This is a genomic window from Ochrobactrum sp. PL_is483, from assembly GCF_055816855.1.
Genome location: NZ_JBVPGS010000034.1, coordinates 268,205 through 285,383, shown reverse-complemented (window position 1 = coordinate 285,383; position 17,179 = coordinate 268,205). Strand labels below are relative to the sequence as shown.

At 58.8% G+C, this 17,179-nt stretch carries 16 protein-coding genes; 8 read left to right on the top strand and 8 right to left on the bottom strand.

Annotated elements, in window-relative coordinates:
• Positions 1-34: 34 nt before the first annotated feature.
• A complete protein-coding gene (locus AC0TNJ_RS11515) occupies positions 35-712 on the top strand; it encodes a GNAT family N-acetyltransferase (protein WP_473771205.1) in 678 nt (225 codons plus the stop codon).
• Entirely contained in the window at positions 699-908 is a 210-nt protein-coding gene (locus tag AC0TNJ_RS11510; protein WP_122000953.1) for a hypothetical protein, read from the top strand. The genes AC0TNJ_RS11515 and AC0TNJ_RS11510 overlap by 14 nt, the downstream gene beginning before the upstream one ends.
• On the opposite strand, the gene AC0TNJ_RS11505 is transcribed toward AC0TNJ_RS11510, so the two are convergent.
• The 4 genes from AC0TNJ_RS11505 to AC0TNJ_RS11490 form a co-directional block, all read right to left on the bottom strand.
• Positions 905-2,002, bottom strand: a complete 1,098-nt coding sequence (locus AC0TNJ_RS11505) for a nickel/cobalt transporter (protein WP_473771204.1) — start codon at positions 2,000-2,002, stop codon at positions 905-907. The genes AC0TNJ_RS11510 and AC0TNJ_RS11505 overlap by 4 nt on opposite strands.
• Positions 1,999-2,694 carry a DUF1007 family protein gene (locus AC0TNJ_RS11500; protein ID WP_473771203.1) on the bottom strand — a complete coding sequence of 232 codons (696 nt, stop codon included), beginning with the start codon at positions 2,692-2,694 and terminating at the stop codon, positions 1,999-2,001. Before AC0TNJ_RS11500 ends, AC0TNJ_RS11505 begins: the two co-directional genes overlap by 4 nt.
• A 67-nt stretch (positions 2,695-2,761) precedes the next feature.
• Positions 2,762-3,655 (bottom strand): LysR family transcriptional regulator, encoded by an 894-nt coding sequence (locus AC0TNJ_RS11495; protein WP_122000950.1) that lies wholly within the window; start codon positions 3,653-3,655, stop codon positions 2,762-2,764.
• A gap of 3 nt (positions 3,656-3,658) precedes the next feature.
• Complete coding sequence (locus AC0TNJ_RS11490; protein WP_473771202.1) at positions 3,659-4,846, bottom strand: amidase; 1,188 nt, start codon at positions 4,844-4,846, stop codon at positions 3,659-3,661.
• A 581-nt stretch (positions 4,847-5,427) separates the two neighbouring features.
• Here AC0TNJ_RS11490 and odc2 point away from each other — a divergent pair.
• Positions 5,428-6,561: an ornithine/lysine decarboxylase gene (gene odc2, locus AC0TNJ_RS11485; protein WP_122000948.1), complete on the top strand. Its 1,134-nt coding sequence runs from the start codon at positions 5,428-5,430 to the stop codon at positions 6,559-6,561.
• A gap of 94 nt (positions 6,562-6,655) precedes the next feature.
• Positions 6,656-7,258, top strand: coding sequence for a GNAT family N-acetyltransferase (locus tag AC0TNJ_RS11480; RefSeq protein WP_473771201.1), 603 nt, complete (start codon positions 6,656-6,658; stop codon positions 7,256-7,258).
• Position 7,259: 1 nt separating this feature from the next.
• Here the strand turns inward: AC0TNJ_RS11480 and AC0TNJ_RS11475 are convergent, their stop codons facing one another.
• The gene (locus AC0TNJ_RS11475; RefSeq protein ID WP_473771200.1) at positions 7,260-9,038 is read right to left on the bottom strand and encodes a GumC family protein; all 1,779 of its coding nucleotides are present in this window, start codon (positions 9,036-9,038) and stop codon (positions 7,260-7,262) included.
• 327 nt (positions 9,039-9,365) lie between these two features.
• Between AC0TNJ_RS11475 and AC0TNJ_RS11470 the strand changes: the two genes are divergently transcribed.
• Positions 9,366-10,631, top strand: coding sequence for a lipopolysaccharide biosynthesis protein (locus AC0TNJ_RS11470; protein ID WP_473771199.1), 1,266 nt, complete (start codon positions 9,366-9,368; stop codon positions 10,629-10,631).
• A 3-nt stretch (positions 10,632-10,634) separates the two neighbouring features.
• Here AC0TNJ_RS11470 and AC0TNJ_RS11465 read toward each other — a convergent pair whose 3' ends face one another.
• The 3 genes from AC0TNJ_RS11465 to AC0TNJ_RS11455 are packed head-to-tail and all read right to left on the bottom strand — an operon-like array spanning position 10,635 to position 13,452.
• A complete protein-coding gene (locus AC0TNJ_RS11465; protein ID WP_473767839.1) occupies positions 10,635-11,498 on the bottom strand; it encodes a DUF6492 family protein in 864 nt (287 codons plus the stop codon).
• On the bottom strand, positions 11,495-12,253 hold the full coding sequence (locus AC0TNJ_RS11460) for a WecB/TagA/CpsF family glycosyltransferase (RefSeq protein WP_473771198.1): 759 nt from the start codon (positions 12,251-12,253) through the stop codon (positions 11,495-11,497). The genes AC0TNJ_RS11465 and AC0TNJ_RS11460 overlap by 4 nt, the downstream gene beginning before the upstream one ends.
• Complete coding sequence (locus AC0TNJ_RS11455) at positions 12,250-13,452, bottom strand: glycosyltransferase family 4 protein (RefSeq protein ID WP_473771197.1); 1,203 nt, start codon at positions 13,450-13,452, stop codon at positions 12,250-12,252. Before AC0TNJ_RS11455 ends, AC0TNJ_RS11460 begins: the two co-directional genes overlap by 4 nt.
• Positions 13,453-13,589: 137 nt before the next feature.
• On the opposite strand from AC0TNJ_RS11455, the gene AC0TNJ_RS11450 reads away from it, so the two are divergent.
• The 3 genes from AC0TNJ_RS11450 to AC0TNJ_RS11440 all read left to right on the top strand — a co-directional run bounded on the left by AC0TNJ_RS11450 (position 13,590) and on the right by AC0TNJ_RS11440 (position 17,138).
• A complete protein-coding gene (locus AC0TNJ_RS11450) occupies positions 13,590-14,582 on the top strand; it encodes a glycosyltransferase family 2 protein (protein ID WP_473771196.1) in 993 nt (330 codons plus the stop codon).
• Entirely contained in the window at positions 14,551-15,885 is a 1,335-nt protein-coding gene (locus AC0TNJ_RS11445) for an O-antigen ligase family protein (protein ID WP_473771195.1), read from the top strand. The genes AC0TNJ_RS11450 and AC0TNJ_RS11445 overlap by 32 nt, the downstream gene beginning before the upstream one ends.
• Before the next feature lie 116 nt (positions 15,886-16,001).
• Positions 16,002-17,138, top strand: a complete 1,137-nt coding sequence (locus AC0TNJ_RS11440; RefSeq protein ID WP_473771194.1) for a Gfo/Idh/MocA family protein — start codon at positions 16,002-16,004, stop codon at positions 17,136-17,138.
• Positions 17,139-17,179: the final 41 nt, after the last annotated feature.

Below are 17,179 nucleotides of genomic sequence, written 5' to 3'. Positions count from 1 at the left end.
TTATGCTCCTGTCCGGTCGAATGGGAGAATTGGCATGACTGATTTGCAGAACTGGACGCCGCGTCCAAAGCCGGAACGCAAAGTGCTTGAAGGCCGCTATGCGCGGCTGGAGCCGCTGAACCCCGAGAAGCATGGCGAAGAACTGTTTGCCGCTTCCTCGGTGGAGGATGCGGACCGGCGCTTTACCTGGCTGTTCGAGTTTCCCCCTGCGACCCGTGCAGAATTCGAGCCGTGGCTGGAAAAGGCATCCAAAAGCGACGATCCGCTGTTTTTCGCGGTCATTGACAAGGCGAGCGGCAAAGTCGCCGGGCGGCAGGCGCTGATGCGCATAGACCCCGTCCATGGCGTCATCGAGATCGGCAGCGTCTATTGGGGCCCGCAGATTTCGCGCAAACCAGCCGCCACGGAAGCGCAGTTCCTCTTCATGCAGTATATTTTCGATGAGCTTGGCTACCGCCGCTACGAATGGAAATGCCACAACGAAAACGGGCCTTCCAAGCGCGCCGCCGAGCGTTTCGGGTTTCAGTTCGAGGGGATTTTCCGCCAGCATATGGTGGCCAAGGGCAAAAACCGCGATACGGCGTGGTTTTCCATTCTCGACAGCGAATGGCCCGTCTTGAGACAAGCCTATCAGGCATGGCTTGCGCCGGAAAACTTTGATAGTGACGGCCAGCAGAAGAAGAAACTGGAGGAGTTTCGTGACCGTGGTTGAGCGCAAGAAGAGCAATCCGGCAATTGCCGCCGCCGTCATCCTGATCGGCTTCGGGGTGCTTGCCTATTTCGTGCCCAGCATCATGCTGGCGCTCGGCGAGCGCTCGCAAATCGCGGCGATCATCTTCCCGATTGTCTTCGTTTTAGGCTTCTTCGCAATTTTCTGGCTGCGCTCGAAGCGGCAGAAGCGGGATTAACCCACCAGCGAAGCGCTCAACAGCAGTGCGCCCGTCAGTGCGATGAACAGGGCGGCGGCGACCTCGATTGCCGCCTTCAGCCGGCCCGACATGGCTTTGCTGCCCGCAAAGCGCAGGGCCGTGTTCTTGGCGGTGACGGCCAGCGTGGCAAGAACAGCCACCGTGATGAACGTGCCGAAGGCCATCGCGAAGACCGAAAGCAGGCCGCCAACCATCAAGCCGTTCAACAGCGCAAATGTCAGCACGATCAGCGCGCCCGAGCACGGGCGCAGGCCAACCGACAAGATCGCCGACCAGGCCGTCTTCCAGTTGAAATCGTCGCCGAGCGTCGAAGGATCGGCAATATGGGCATTGCCGCATGCCGCGCACACATCACCTTCGCCGATGAAGACGTGGTCCGATGCAGCAGCGGTTGCGGGCTTGTAATTCAGCCTGACCGCGCTGCCGGTCGCGGCCGCGCGTGTGGCTTGCGAAATCGTGCCCTGCCATGCCGGGCCGGAAGCGATTGCCGGTTCGGGTGCGGCGGCGAAAAGCGATGAAGCAGCGCCTGCGTCATCGCGCTTTCTGAAAAGCAGCGGCAGCTTGCGTGCCAGAAGCCAAAGGCCGAAAAACAGCACAAGCGCAAAACTGGCGATCTCCATGTAGCGCGCTGTCTGGTTCATCGAAATGCCGGTGCCACGCAGCAGGAACCATGCGAGGCCGACGACGGCAATCGCCATGATCGCCTGCAAAAGAGATGAAATGAACGACAGGAAGATACCGCGCCGCAGCGCCGTTTCATTGGCGATCATGTAGGACGAGATCACCGCCTTGCCATGGCCCGGCCCCGCCGCATGAAAAATACCGTAAACGAAGGAGAGCCCGACCAGAACCGAGGCCTGCCATGGGTCCTCGCGAATGGCTTTCAAGGCATTGGTCATGGCGAGATAGAAGGAGCGCTGCTGCTCGTTCATCCAGAGGATGATATGCGCGAAAGGCCCGGTCGGCTTCATCGCCACCTCATTCGCGCCGATACCGAGCGAGGATTGCGCATAGGCTTGCGCAACGATCATCGTAAGGCAAAGGGCCAGAACGAAGGCTGCCGGTTTTCTCATCCGCCAGTCTTTCCTTTCGGTTCACAGTCTATCTCAAGACGGGTTGCAAAGATTTTCGACATGTTCGTGCCCGCCGGATCGTTGAAGAATGCATCGGTCAGTGTCGCCTGGTTCTGGGCGAGCGCCTCGTCTGGATCGGGACGGACGACCTTGGACGTGCAGCCTGCAGGCAGGCCCTTCACGATCAGGTCGCTGTCATTCATGTAATCGATGGCGGTATAGAAGGTCGGGTCATAGACGCCGAAGCTGACCTTGTGCCCGGCTGCGAGCTTCAGCGGCTTTTCAGGCTTGCTGGTGAAAATGATGAGCAGGCGATTGTCGGTGAAGTCGGCGGCCAGATCGGTCGGCCTTGCCATTTTCACATCCTTGCCGTTGTCCAGAACAGTCTGGAAATATTTGAATTCGGCAATCGACCCGTTGATGACGTGGCCGAGGTCGATCAACTCGTTTTTGTCGAGCTGCAAGTCGCCATTCTTGTCGAACTCCATCAGCACGGTTGAGGAGAATACGTCATCGAAGCGCCAGACATGCGCCAGTTTCTCGACGGTACCGTCGGGCGCGATGGAGAGCTCCAGCCGCGCTTCGGCAAAGACATGCGGGTGGGCGAGCGCAGCCGTCGGCAGAACGGCCAGCAACACAGTTGCGGCAGCCCGAACGAAGCTGATTTTGAGCCAAGACGACGAAACCGGCATAAAACTTCCCGTTAGAGTTTTTCCACGCTTATGCCTGAAGGCGGCAAAAGTGCGGCGCTGGAGCGCTCTACTCCCGTTCCTTGAACCATTGGGTCAGAAAATCCACGAGCGCGCGGATTTTCGCGGGCAGATAACGCCGATGCGGATAGACTGCGTAGATGCCGCCATCTTTCACGATAAACTCGTCCAGACAGGAAACCAGCCTGCCGCGCTCGATTTCTTCTTCGGCGATGAAGGCGGGCAGCATGGAGAAGCCAAGGCCTGCGAGTGCGGCATTCTTTGTGGCGACGGGACTGTTGACTTCAATCGGCCCATTGACGGGAACCGTCATCATCGAACCGTCCGTATTGCGGAAATGCCAGTTGTTGCGTGAGCGCGCATTGGTGTCGATGATGCAGGGCCGGTCGGCCAGATCCTCGGGGCGTTCTGGCTTGCCGACGCGCGCAATCAGTTCCGGCGCGCCGCACAGGACGGAATGGAACGGCGATAGTCTCTTTGCAATGAGGGAAGAATCCTGCAAGCGGGTGATGCGGATCGCGAGGTCGAAGCCTTCTTCCACCAGATCGACAAAACGGTCGTCCAGCCGCACGTCGAGCACGATTTCCGGGTGGGCAAGGCAGAAATCGATGAGCGACTGGCCGATGACGGCATCGGCAAAAGTGCGCGGGGCCGACAGCTTGATGCGGCCGCGCGCATCGGAACTGGTTTCGCTGACGGCATCCTGCAGCGCGTCGATCTCGCGAATGATTTCGACCGCGCGGTGATAATAGGTGTGCCCGGCCTCGGTCAGCGAGAATTGCCGCGTGGTGCGGTTGAGAAGGCGCGCGCCAAGCTCGTCTTCCAATTCGCGCACATATTTGGACAGGAGTGCCTTGGAACGCCCGATTTTTCGCGCTGCGGCGGAAAATCCTTCCGCCTCGACCACGTCGATGAAGGCGCGCATACGTGTGAGGGTGTCCATGGTTTAGCCCCGCTTCCCGATAATGTTTCTGGCCAGTGCGATCAGCGCCCGGTCGCTGCCGCGTGGTCCTATGAAAGAAATGCCGAAAGGTGCGCCTTGCACCTGCCCCAAGGGTAACGTGATTTGCGGCAGGCCGGAAAGCACCGAAAGGCACAGCAGGCGCAGTGCCTGCTCGCGATAGGCCTGCAAGGTCTCGAAAGGTTCTTTTGCGAGCGGAGCCGCACCCGGTACGGTCGGCAACGCCAGCACGGCGTCGTTCCCGATGATCTTTTCAAGTTCCTGCGTGAATTGCGCCCGGCGCGCACGCTGGCTGGCAACGAGATCAGCGGCGATTTCCGCACCGAAGGCAAACCGGTCCGCGACGCCAGGGCCGAGCTTGCGATCACCCGAAGAAATCCAGCCGCCATGCGTCGCCCAGGCTTCCGCGCCCTGAATATGGCGGAAGACCAGATAGAGTTCATCTATCGAAAGCGTCGGATGGCTCGCCGCCTTGAGGCTCGCGAAGTGCGGGCGCACTTCGGTAAACATGGCGCGATAGGCATCCGTTTCGGCCTCGCCCAGCAGAAGCTGTTCCAGAACCGGCATGAAAAGGAGCTTCGTCAGCCGGAACTCGCCGGCGTCGTCGCGAAGCAGGATCGCGCCGACCCGGTCGTAAAGCTCTATGTCGCGCGCAAACCATCCGATCGTATCGAGCGAGGGCGCAAGCGGCATGATGCCTTCGAGCGGGATACGGCCATGGGTGGTGCGCAGGCCGACGAGACCGCAGAAGCTTGCAGGAGCGCGAATGGAACCGCCGGTGTCGGAGCCGAGCGCAATGTCGGCGAGCTTGCCTGCCACAGCCGCCGCCGAACCGGACGATGAGCCGCCTGTCACGCGGTCCGGCGCTGCCGGATTGACGGGGTAAGGGAAATGCGAATTCTGCCCCATCAGCGAGAAGGCAAGTTCGTCGGTCTGCGCCTTGCCGACAAATTCCGCCCCGGCGGCGAGAAGCTTTTCCACCACCGGAGCCGATCTTTCGGCGCGAGGTGATTCGGCTTGAATCTGCGGATTCCCGCATCCGGTCACCATTCCTGCGACATCATAAATGTCTTTTACGGCGAGCCTCTCGCCCTCAAGCGGCCCAGTCGAAGCGTGAACAGGCGGCTTTTCAGCTTTTGCAATGATGGCATTGAAGGGATCGAAGCGGGCCATTGTTCACAACATGCAGCAATTAACGGGATGTTTACCCTCTTTCGAAGCGGGTCCAAGCGAAGAATGTTTCACTAATATTGAACAATGGCAAGCATGCCGTTCAATGTGATCCTGCCAAAAATAAATTCATCCAGAGAAGTTTTTGTCATTGAATGGACACGACTTTGGACTTATATCGCGGTTGCCCAAAGTCGCACGTGCCTGTGGGTGTCCGCCGATCCTCGAATGGTGAGGAATTCGGTACGGTACCTGGACCTAACCGCTCCAGTCGATCTGTTGGCCAACCGCCAGATCGAGGACATCTTGAAGCAACGACGGTGCGGGCCTTTCTAGTGTCTTTCGGCTGTCCAAAAGCTGAAATTACTGAAGAGGCACACCTTCATTGCCAGAAGTGCGGATGCGGTTCTCCAATTCCAATCCAAGGCAGACAAAGCGGAGTAACGCGAATTGAGCGTTGTTCCATCGCCGCATGAGTTTTCGCGTGATACCAGCATCTCCAAAGGCTGTTCTCACCGCGGATGCGTTCATGCACACTTTGTCCCTTAGAATACGGCAAGATCAAGCCGTGCGGGAGAACGACCATGGCAACGCAGCGTATCATCGACTTCCTCAACACCCGCCGTCCGGACGGCCCTTGCCTCGTCGTTGACACCGACGTCGTGCGCGACAACTATGAGAGCTTCGAGAAGGCCCTGCCTTACTCGCGTATCTTCTATGCCGTGAAGGCGAATCCCGCGCCGGAAATCCTGCGCCTGCTCGCTTCGCTCGGCTCCTGCTTCGACACCGCTTCGGTTGCCGAGATTGAAATGGCGCTGGAAGCTGGCGCCACGCCAAGCCGCATCTCCTATGGCAACACCATCAAGAAGGAGCGCGATATTGCGCGCGCTTTCGAGCTGGGCATTCGCCTTTATGCGGTCGATTGCGTGGAAGAAGTGGAAAAGGTTGCGCGCGCCGCTCCCGGCAGCCGCGTGTTCTGCCGCGTGCTGACCGACGGTGAAGGCGCCGAATGGCCGCTGTCGCGCAAGTTCGGCTGCGTGCCTGCGATGGCCATCGACGTTCTGCGCCATGCAAAGTCGCTTGGTCTCGATTCCTATGGTGTGTCGTTCCATGTCGGCTCGCAGCAGACGGACCTCACCGCATGGGATCGCGCGCTCGGCGATGCGGCCAAGGTGTTCCGCACCCTTGCCGATGAAGGCATCGTTCTGCGCATGGTCAACATGGGCGGCGGTTTCCCGACCCGTTACCTCAAGGACGTGCCGACCGCGCAGGCCTACGGCATGGCGATCTTCGACGCGCTGTCCAAGCATTTCGGCAACCGCATCCCGGAAACCATCATCGAACCGGGCCGCGGCATGGTCGGCAATGCAGGCGTGATCAAGACCGAAGTGGTTCTGGTCTCCCGCAAGGCGGACAACGACAATGTGCGCTGGGTCTATCTCGACATTGGCAAGTTCGGCGGCCTCGCCGAAACCATGGACGAGGCGATCCGCTACCAGATCGTGACCCCGCATGACGGCAGCGAAACCGAACCATGCGTACTGGCTGGCCCGACCTGCGACAGCGCGGACGTGCTTTACGAAAAGACGCCGTACCCGCTGCCGGTCTCGCTGACCATCGGTGATGAGATCCTCATCGAAGGCACGGGCGCATACACCACCACCTATTCGGCGGTGGCGTTCAACGGCTTCGAACCGCTCCGATCCTACGTCATCTGATCAATAGGTCTTAAACCTAATGATCCTCTCAATCCGTTCAGTGCCGCAAGGCACTGGATGGGTATGCTGCTGCCGCTTTGCGGGGATAGATGTGATGAACGCAACTCTGGAAATTCAGGAAAATATCGCAACCGTTGTCGCCCCGGCTGTCACAATTGCCGGCGAGGCGCTGGAGCATGTTCTGGCGCGCGAAGCGCTGCTTGATCGCGCGATGGGCGAAGGCCGCCGCCGCAAATCCTCGGAAAAGCTGCGTCGCGGTCGCCTGCCAGCGGCAGGGCTGGCTTTTGCCGCGCTTGGTGAGGACGGAGTGCTTACAGGCACCGTGCGGCTATGGGATGTCCATGCCGGTCTCGATGCCTTTGGCTTTCCCGTATCCGCCTTGCTGCTCGGTCCGCTGGCCGTCGATCCTTCTGCCGCCGGTTGCGGCATCGGTTCGGCGTTGATGCGTCATGCGATTGATGAGGCCAGACGCCTTGGCCATGGCGCGATCCTGCTTGTCGGCGATCCGGAATATTACGGGCGCTTCGGCTTCACCGCTGAAAAGACCGGCAAGCTGGCCATGCCCGGCCCCTATGAAAAACGTCGGTTTCTGGCGCTTGAGCTGAAACCCGGCCACCTTGACGGCGCGCATGGCGTCTTGCGCGCCAGCGGTCGCAAGGTGCCGCGCGTCGAGGCACCCGCACGCCAGTCTGCGTAAATTAAGGCAGGCGCAGCAGCCGTCCGAAATTGCGGACGGCTGTGATCGCAAGGCCTGCGAGGAAGCCTGCAATCAGCCCCGCGATGACGATCAGCTTGCGCGACGTGCTGGCCGGATCGAGCGGCGGACGGGCTTCCGAAAGAACCCTGACATTGGCCGTATTCAGCCCTTCCTGTTCGTTTGTCTCGCGCGAGCGCAGGAGGAAGGCTTCGTAGACGGAGCGGCGCGCCGTGGCTTCGCGCTCAAGCTCACGCAGTTTCACCAGATCGCCGCTATTGTTCGCCTGCTGTGACTTGAGCTGGGCCAGACGGGCGGTCAGGTCCTTTTCCTGCTGAGCGGACCGGGCCACCTCGACTTGCAGCGAGGAGCGGATGCGCCGCAGTTCGGCATCGATATCGTTCAGCACCGTGCCTGCCTGCGACTGCGCCTGAATGAGCGCCGGGTGACGGGGCCCGAGCTGGGTCGACAAGCCGCTTGCCGTCTGGCGCGCCTGCGCATATTGCGCCCGCAGCGCCGTCAGCGTGTTGGATCGCAAATCTTCCGGCAAAGTCCCGGCCACCACGCTGTCGGAGGTAGCGTTACTCAGCACCTGCACCCGGGCCTGAAGCCGCATGGTTTCGGCGCGCTGGTTGGTCAGTTGGTCATTGAGCCGCGTCAGGTCGTTGTCGCTGATCAGTTTGCCGTCGACATTGACGAGATCGTGCGAGGCGCGGAAATCAGCCGCTGCGCGCTCCGCCTGTTCGACACTGGCGCGCATATCGGCAAGCCGGTTCGACAGTTCGTCCGAGGTGCGCCGTGCGGCGTCGGATTGCAGCGATGCAAGCTCGCTCTGGAAAACGGAACTGATCGTGTTCGCAAGCGAGGCCGATTTCTGCGGATCGCGGGTTTTCACCGAGATCGAATAGATGAAGGTCTTGGCATCGCGGCCAATGGCGATGCTCTTGTGCAGGTTATAGAGCACGCGGGTTTGCAGCGTCTGGCTGTCGCTCGCCTTTTTGGGCGACAAGATTTCCCTGATCTGCGCAACCAGCCCGGCAATGCCGGTCGGAACCAGAGTGCCATTGAATTCAGGGTCTTTTGTCAGGTCCGTCTTGTCGATCACCTTCAGCAGCACGCTGCTGGAATCGATAATGCGAGCCTGGCTTTCCGCAACGGCAAGCGACGCATCGGTCGGGAGTTGCCCCGGCGTCAGCTCGTCTCCAACCGTCTTGATATTGCGTGGATCGACCAGAATATCGGTCGAAGCAACGTACATCTGCGGCAGCGACAATGCATAGAGCGCGGCAACCACACCGCCCAATACGGTAGTAACCAGCAGGAGCCTGCGCGATCCCCTCACCACATCGATGGCAATGCGCGGATCGATCAGCGGTTTCCATTCAGTGTCGGGTGACGGGCGGTCGGCGACCGGAGGCTCGCGCCGAACCGTTTCACGGATCGGCTCAAGGGTTGGAGCATCAGTCTCGATTGCAATTTTGCGACGTTGGCGTTCCTGAACCTTGCGCTCCAGCTCCGCTTCGATCAGTGCGACGCGTTTTTGCAACTCGATCACATCCGCATCGTCCGGTTCTTCCTCGATAACGGGTTCCGGCGTTTCTTGCGGATCATGATCGTGTTGATGAAAGAACGCGGCGCGTTCATCTGACGTCGCGGGCGGTGTCCATGGCGGTGCCGCTTCGCTGGCCTCACGAACAGCCGGGCGACCGGTTGGGCGCATATCGGAAAATGCGAGAAGAGGTTTTTCACCTCCCGCCTTTCTGCGCTCCTCGTGATCGCTCATTGTCGAATTCGTCCGTATCTGTAGCCGTTGCGACCGCTTCCGGTATCAACCGCTGCTATGAAATCCATAAACCGGAGCTTGCGCATGCCAAACCGGAATCCGCCCGCCCCAAACCTGATGCCCGAATGTAATTTTTTATAGAAAACAAAAAGTTAAAATAACGCCGTCCTGAACCGCAAAATGCTCAGCTCGACTATTTTAGCTTTTGCTTGTTTTCTCTTTACGCTTGCAAAGAAGAGTTTAAGTCTTTTTAGCTAAATCTCCTTGCTGCGCTTCCCGTTCCAAAGGGTCGAACGCACATCAGATCACGATAGATGAGGCTCCCTGTTGATAGCGAAAGCGCTGCGGAAACTGTCAGGCAATAATGCCGGAATGGTGCGCGATTACCTGTCCCTGTTTTCCGGCTCCGCTGGCAGGCTGGTGGTTTCACTCGTCTATTTCATCGCACTTGCCAATACGCTGCCGACGGGTGATTTCGGCATATTTGCCACTGCATCGGGTACCGGGGTAGTGCTGTCGCGCATCGTTTCCCTCGGGTTCAGTTCGCCGCTTTACCGCATATCGACCGTGAAGCCGCGCCTGCTCGGCGCCTATACGGCGGGTTTTCTCGTCGCCATTCTGGTTTCCTTGCCGCTTTTCGCGCTCGCATCCTGGCTGGTTTATTTCGTCTTTTTCAGCCGCGACATTTCCTTCCTGCCCTTTGCCCTGGTGGTGTTTGCCGAGGCCCTGCTGTGGCGTTCGACGGAAATCGTCATCATCGTCAACAACGGCCTGCGCCGCTTCGGCATATCGGCGGGACTGGTGATTTTCGGTACGGCCATGCGGGCCATCGCAGCCGTTCTGTTCATGTGGCTGGCGAGCGCCCACGATATCGCTCATTGGGCATGGTGGTATGTGGCGGCCAATGGCGTCGCGCTGCTGGCCGCGCTGAAATTCTACCCGTCGATCCGGCTCCGCTTCAAACCGGCGCTTTATATGCGGCGGCTTTCCGATGCGATTGCCGTGATGGGGGCCGAACTGCTGTTCTACATTCAGGCCGAGCTGGACAAGCTTCTCGTGCTGACTATCGGCGGGCCTGCAACGGCAGGGCTTTACGCGATCATCATGCGCCTTGTGGACCTGACGGCCTTGCCGGTGCGGTCCTTCAACATGATGCTGGTGCAAAAGCTCATGCGCGCGCCGGACATGTTGTCCTCTTTGCGCATCCGCGCCGGACTGGAATTTGCGGTCTTTGCCGTCTCGGTGGCAGGTCTCGGCGCGATGGTTGTCTTCCTGCAAGTCTTCCCGAATGCGCTCGGATCGAGCGTTGCGCCGATTGTCGGGCTGCTGCCGCTGGTTCTGCTTGTACCGGGTTTCCGCAACCTCATAGAATACCAGACCGAAATTCTGTATGCGCGCGGCCAGTCCGGTCTCAGGACATTGAGCATGGTGCTGATGACCGCCGCCAAGGCATTTTTCGTCTGGCTACTGCTGGTGAACTATGCCGACAATCACGATTGGATTCTGGGACTGAATATCGTGTTTGGCGGCCTTTATCTGCTGTCTCTGGTTTTCACCTATACGAGCATCCGTTTGCCAGCTAAACGAATTTGAGGTTCAGGCTCCGATAATGCGCCGGATGTCATCGACCGAAAGGCCGAGAAAGGACTGCATGCCGATGGCAACCTGATGCGGCTCCATTTCGGCGATGAAGGTGCGGAATTCCTCTTCGCTCGGTGGCGGGGCGAACCATTGCATCCGGCAGAGATCATGTGTGTCGCTGTAATGGCCCGAGCCTTGCAGCACGTCATCGACATAGCGGCCATAGATGAAGCATTCGGAAAAACGCCTTATATTGCCAAGGGCAGCCACCCAATGCTGTCCAGTATGGGCTTCGATCCGATCGCACATCGAAATCACGCTGTCGCGCCGCCATGAAACAAGCTGGCCGATATAATCATTGAGCCCGCTTTTGCCGTTCTCGATACCGAGCAGTTTCGCCGCATTGGCCGCCCAGACCGGATGTTCCGGCCATTCGGGATTGGCGAGCGCATTGGGACGCACGAAAAGCCGAAGCTTTTCGCCGTGCCAGAGCGTGCTGCAATCGAAGGGACGCAGAAAAGCCGTGTCGGAATCCGTATAGAGAAATCCGTCTTCCTCCACGGCGGCGGCAAGCGCGATCCGGCGCAACTGCTGCACATGCCAGCCGCGCAGCGGCTTGGTCCGAAGCGAAAGCCAGACCCGCCTGCGCCACAGATAGGTCGGGTCCCAGAAGGCATGCAGCCATGAGGGGAGAAGATCGCGTTCATCAATGATGACGCGCTGCGCACTTTCAAGCTTGCGAAACAGGGCAACATCCTTGCTGTCCACGAGGATGTAGTGCTTTGTGAAACCGCTGACATATTTGTCTATGGTTTCGCAAAGCAGCCTGCAGCGCTCGAAATCCTGATCCCAGCTGGCTGTAACGATTGCGGTTCTCACCGAGGTTCTCCCTTCATCCAGCCTTTGGCGACGCGCCACAGAAATACGGGATTGCCGATGAGATAGCGTTTCGCGAGTCGCCGCGGTTCCTGCAACAGCCGGTGCGCCCATTCCATCTGGATTTTGCGCACCCAGTGCGGCGCGCGCTGCACGCGGCCCGTGTGCAGGTCGAACAGCGCGCCGACTGCGCTGGCCACCGTGCAATGTTCGGCCGTGATATGCTTGTCGATGAAGAGTTCCTGACGCGGAACGCCCATGGCGACGAGCAATATATCGGGATGGAAATCCTTCAATTGCGCCAGAATGCCGTCGAGGTCGGCGGGCTTGAAGAAGCCATCGGAAATGACGCGATATTCGTGATGCGGGATCTGCTGCATGAAAAGCTGCGCGGCATCGGCAGCAACACCCGGACCGCCGCCGAGAAGCGCAACCTTCAGCGGGCGCTTCATATGCTGCAAAAGCCCCGGAACGAAATCCGTCCCGTTGAGATTGGCCGGAAATTTGCTGCCATAGGCGACCTTGCTGGCGATATCGACGCCCACCCCGTCAGGCAGAATCAGAAAATTCTGCAACGCGGCGCTATAATCCGGGTTCTCATCCGCAATGTTGGAATTGTTGGCGTTGAGCCAGCCTTGCTTCATGAACCGGCCTTCATTGATGCGGTTCTCGAAGAAGGCGAAGGCGCTATCCCAATCAAAACAGGCGACCTTCACGCCGAGGATATTCCGGTAGGTTACATTTTCGGTATGCATCATGCCTGGTCCGTCGTTCTTTTTTCGCCGCGAAGAGCTTGCAGACCGCGGGAAACCGCGCGGTCCATGCCTTCGATTTGTGACCTCGTGAAGGCCTTGCCATCCTGTCTCTGGCGATCCCCCGATCTAGTCTTTTCGATCCGTTCGACGATTGCAGCGGCAAACGCCCGTGGATCGTCGGCAACGGTGCAGTTGCCTGGAATATGATCGATGCCGCGCACGGAATGCGTCGTGGCGACGCTTGGCATGCCAAGCTCGAATGTTTCAATAGTTTTCAGCTGTACGCCGGTCCCCGCCCGGCTGATAAGCGGCACGAGTGCGCCGCTTTCCACAAATTCGGTAGAGTCCGGCACCTTGCCGATGAAATTGACGCCCGTTCCTGCACTGGACCACGTAGCGATCAGGTCGGCGGGTGTGTTGCCGGCAATCGCGATGGAAATATCGCCGGGGAGATGCGGCTTCACTTCGCGGAGAAACCATTCGAGCCCGATTCTGTTCGGATGCCATGTCCATGTGCCGATCAGCGCAAGGTCGTACTTGACCGGGCGCTGCTGTGCTGCTTGCGCGCCGCCGGGCGTGATGAGCGGCATGGTCGCGAACCGGTCAGTACCGAGGCCCAGCGCAGGACCGTCATCTTCGGCGAAGGTGAAGACGAAACGCGCCTTTCCGCTGAGGCGGCTTTCCAGCCCTTTCAAAATGCGGGCCTCGCGCGCGAACAGGAATTTCTGGATGAAGCTTCCGGCGTCGGCGGCGTTTTCCTCCGCCGAGCGATATTCCACATTATGCGCCACGAACAGCGACGGCTTGTCGTTGAAAATATCTTCAAACGCGCCGGGAAGAGTAACGCCATTCAGCACATAGGCATCGAAAGGGCCGATCTGTGCGATGGCCTGGCGCAGTTTCTGTGCCGGGATCACCCGCAGCTTCGCCGAGGAAACAGTCAGGCCGGTCAGGAAGGATTTCACCACCCAGCCGATCTTGCGCTTTATGCCTGCGCCTTCGGTTCGCACTTCGACTTCGCCCAGCACGACCGTATCCGCAGCATCGGCTTGCACGCCCGGCCATGTGAAGCCAAGCACGGTCACCTTCGCACCCGAACGCCGCAGCCCATCGACGACGGCGGCATTCGCCACTTCATAGCCGGTAGTCGGGATTCCATGTGGAACAATCGATGTTACGAAAACAAGGTGTGGGGACGGCAAGACAGCTCCTGAGTATCACGGATCGGTGTTCTCTATGATAGTTTCGGGCCGTGCTTACAACCACGCGGTGAACTTTTCTTTAATTCTTTTTGAATAGGCCGATTGAAAACATGGGCAATTAAATATTGGGCGGGATAATGTCTGTATTACCGGATCATATACAAGTAATCGCTAAAACACCTGGACTTCGTTTTGATGAAGTCGAGGTGGTTGTGACCCTGCCAACATTTCGCCGTCCGGAGCATGTCATCCGTACGCTCGACACGCTGAACGCTCAAGTCACGAACCGCAGCTTCGCGGTGGTGGTGATCGAGAACGAAGCGGAGGACCGCGAAGGGGCCAAGGTTGCGGCACCGCAGTTCGAGGCCGGGAAATATACCGGCATGCTGATCGTTGAATCCCATCGCGGCAACTGCAACGCATATAATGCGGGCTGGCTGACGGCGACGACCTATTTCCCGAACTTCAAATATGTCATCGTCATCGACGACGACGAACTGGCCGATCCGGCCTGGATCGAAAACATGGTGGCGACCGCGGAGCGCTATAATGCAAGCCTCGTTGGCGGTCCCCAACATCCGATCTTCGAAAAGCCGGGTTCGGAGAAATGGGCAAAACATCCGGTCTTCCTGCCGCATTACAACAAGACAGGTCCGGTTCCGATCATTTATTCGTCCGGCAATCTGTTGATTGCCCGCCCGGTGCTGGAAGCCATCGGCTATCCGTTCATGGACCTGAAGTTCAACTTCACCGGCGGCGGCGATTCGGATTTCATCAATCGCTCACGGGCCAAGGGCTTCAATATTGCCTGGTGCAATGAAGGCATCGTCCGCGAAACCATTCCGGCGCGACGGCTGGAAAAGGACTGGATCACGGCGCGCGGCCTGCGCAACGGCGTTCTGTCGACGCTGATCGAACAGCGCCAGCGCAAGGACGAGGCTTTCGGTCAAGTGCGCGTTTTTTTGAAAAGTCTTGCTCTTCTGGGGTATTCTCCGATCAAGGCCCTCCGGCGTGGCATCGCGGCGCGCTTCGTGCCGGTCGGGACCTATTTCCTCCATATCGGGCTGGGCCGCGTCATGGCCCATTTTGGATATCTGAATGAGCAATATCGCAACCCGGACAAGAACTGACGCCCGTTCCGATGTTGCGGCGCAAATGAACGTGCGGGCGACAGTCCGCACGATTGCGCTTGTTATCGCCACGATAACATTCTGCATTCTGCTGATTTCCTTCCGTCCCTTCAATCCGCTGAACGCGGCCGCAAGCGGGGACACGTCAGGCGGCGGCGATGCCATCAATCAGCTCGGTTTCGGCTGTCTCGGTGCCGTGGCGCTGCTGTCGCTTGCGATGTTTGCCGATCCGAAGAAGGTGGTCAAAATCGTCAGCCCCGGCTGGCTGCTGATGTTTGCCTTCCTGTTGGCATCGGTTTTCGCAAGCCCCGATCCAGCGACGGCGATACGCGGCGTATTGTTGACGATGATCGGCATTCTGACGGTCCTTGCCGTTTTGAGCCTGCCGCAGGATGGCGACGCCTATTCGGCGATGCTGGTCACGGTGGCGTCAATCGTCATTGTTATTTCCTATGCAGGCGTCGTGCTTCTGCCAAATCTCGGCACCCACGGCGCCGACGCGCTGGAACCGCAGAACGCCTATCTCTGGCGCGGCGTCTTCACGCACAAGAATATTGCCGGGCCAGTCATGGCGGCCCTGGCTTTCGCCGGTGTCTATCTGTGGCGGCGCGGCTGGCGCGTGAGCGGTTTCCTGATTGCTGTTTCTGCCTTGATCTTCGTTGCGCAGACCGGCTCGAAGACGACAGCGGCACTGGTGCCGCTGGCCATGCTATTGGTAATCGGTCCCGGCATTTTCGGCCTCCGCTTCCTTGCGCCAGTAGCAGTCTTCACGATCCAGTTTCTGCTTGCGCTGTTTACCTTCGGCACGGTCCTGTTCGAACCGATGCACCAGCTCGTTCTGCAACTCAATGTCGACCCGACCTTTACCGGGCGCACTTCCATCTGGGCCTTTGCGGTGGAGGCGCTCTCCCACCGGCCATGGACCGGCTTTGGCTATGAAAGCTTCTGGGGCACACCGATAGCGAAGCAAGCTGCCAATCCCTACTATCTGGACTGGGATGTGCGCGGCATCGTGCACGGGCACAATGGTTATCTCGATATTGCGCTATCGATGGGCATTCCAGCGCTGGTCTGCGCCATTTTTGTCATCATCGTCATGCCGCTGGTCAATTATATGCGATGCCGTCCGGTGCGCGAAAATCTGCTGCTTGCCGATTTCTTCCTGATGATCGTGTTCTTTGGGACGTTGAACGCCATGCTGGAAAGCTTTTTCTTCCGTCGCATGGACCCGGTCTGGCTCACGCTCATCTTTGCGATCTTCGGCCTCAGGCTGACCGCGAAAATCATCATCCCGAAACGATAGAGCGCTTCCAGTTAAACCAGAATTTTAGAACCGCTCTATCTCATTGTTTACACGCATTATCCAACGCAAAACCGCTTCGCACTTTTGCTGGAAATGCTTTTAGCCGGAGCCACTTCATGAATATCGCAATCGTCGGGACCGGGTTTGTTGCCGACTACTACATGACCACGCTGCGCAATTATTCCGAACTGAAGCTGCGCGGCGCCTATGATCGCTCGCCCGAGCGGCTGAAGGCATTCTGCGCACATTATTCGGTCAGTGCGTATGACAGTTTTGAAGCTGTGCTCGCCGATCCTGGCGTGGAGATCGTCGTCAACCTGACCACGCCCGAAAGCCATTTTGAAATATCCCATGCAGCGCTTGTCGCGGGAAAGCACGTCTATTCCGAAAAGCCGCTGGCGATGAATTATGAGGATGCGGAAGCGCTGGTCGCTTTTGCGCGGCAATCGGGTCTCACCCTCGCGGCGGCTCCGGCCAATGGCCTCAGCGAGGCCTATCGTCTGGTGGCAAGCGTAATCAACGGCATTGGCATGCCGCGTCTTGTCTATGCCGAAATGGAAGACGGGCCGGTATTTCGTGACAAATGGTCGACCTGGCGCTCGCAGTCGGGCGCGCCGTGGCCGGGCCTGCACGAGTTCGAGATCGGCTGCACGCTGGAACATGCAGGCTATGCCCTGTCATGGCTAGTGTCGCTGTTCGGCCCGGTAGAGCGTGTCTCGGCATTTTCCGCCATAACCTTTCCGGACAAGGGGCCGGGAACAGAACATCTGCACATGGCGCCTGATTTTTCGGTCGGCTGTCTTGTTTTCAAGTCGGGACTGGTGGCGCGCCTCACATCGGGGCTTGCTATGCCGAAGGATCGCAGCCTGACGATCGTTGCGGACAAGGGCTCGATTGTGGTGGACGATCTGTGGGATAATCGCTCTTCTGTCCGTCTTGAGCGCACGGAGGAAAAGCGCCGTTTTCTGGCGCGCCTGTTCGGCATTCTCGAAATGCGCGTCGGCAAGTTCCTGTCATGGAAACCCACCGTCGGCACGAAACTGTCCTATCCCAAGGCCGACAAGCGGTCGCTGCCGATGTATCCTTCGCAGATCGATTTCGTGCGGGGCATCGCCGATCAGGCCCGCGCCATCCGGACGGGCGACAGGGCGTTCTTTTCCGGCGATGTGGCGCTGCATATCACCGAAATTGCGCTTGCCTTGAACAATGCTGGCGAGAATGCACAGCCCTATAGGATGAGAAGCAGTTTTTAGAGAGTCTCTAAAAATTTGTCTTAGCGCGCATCTTACTCCGG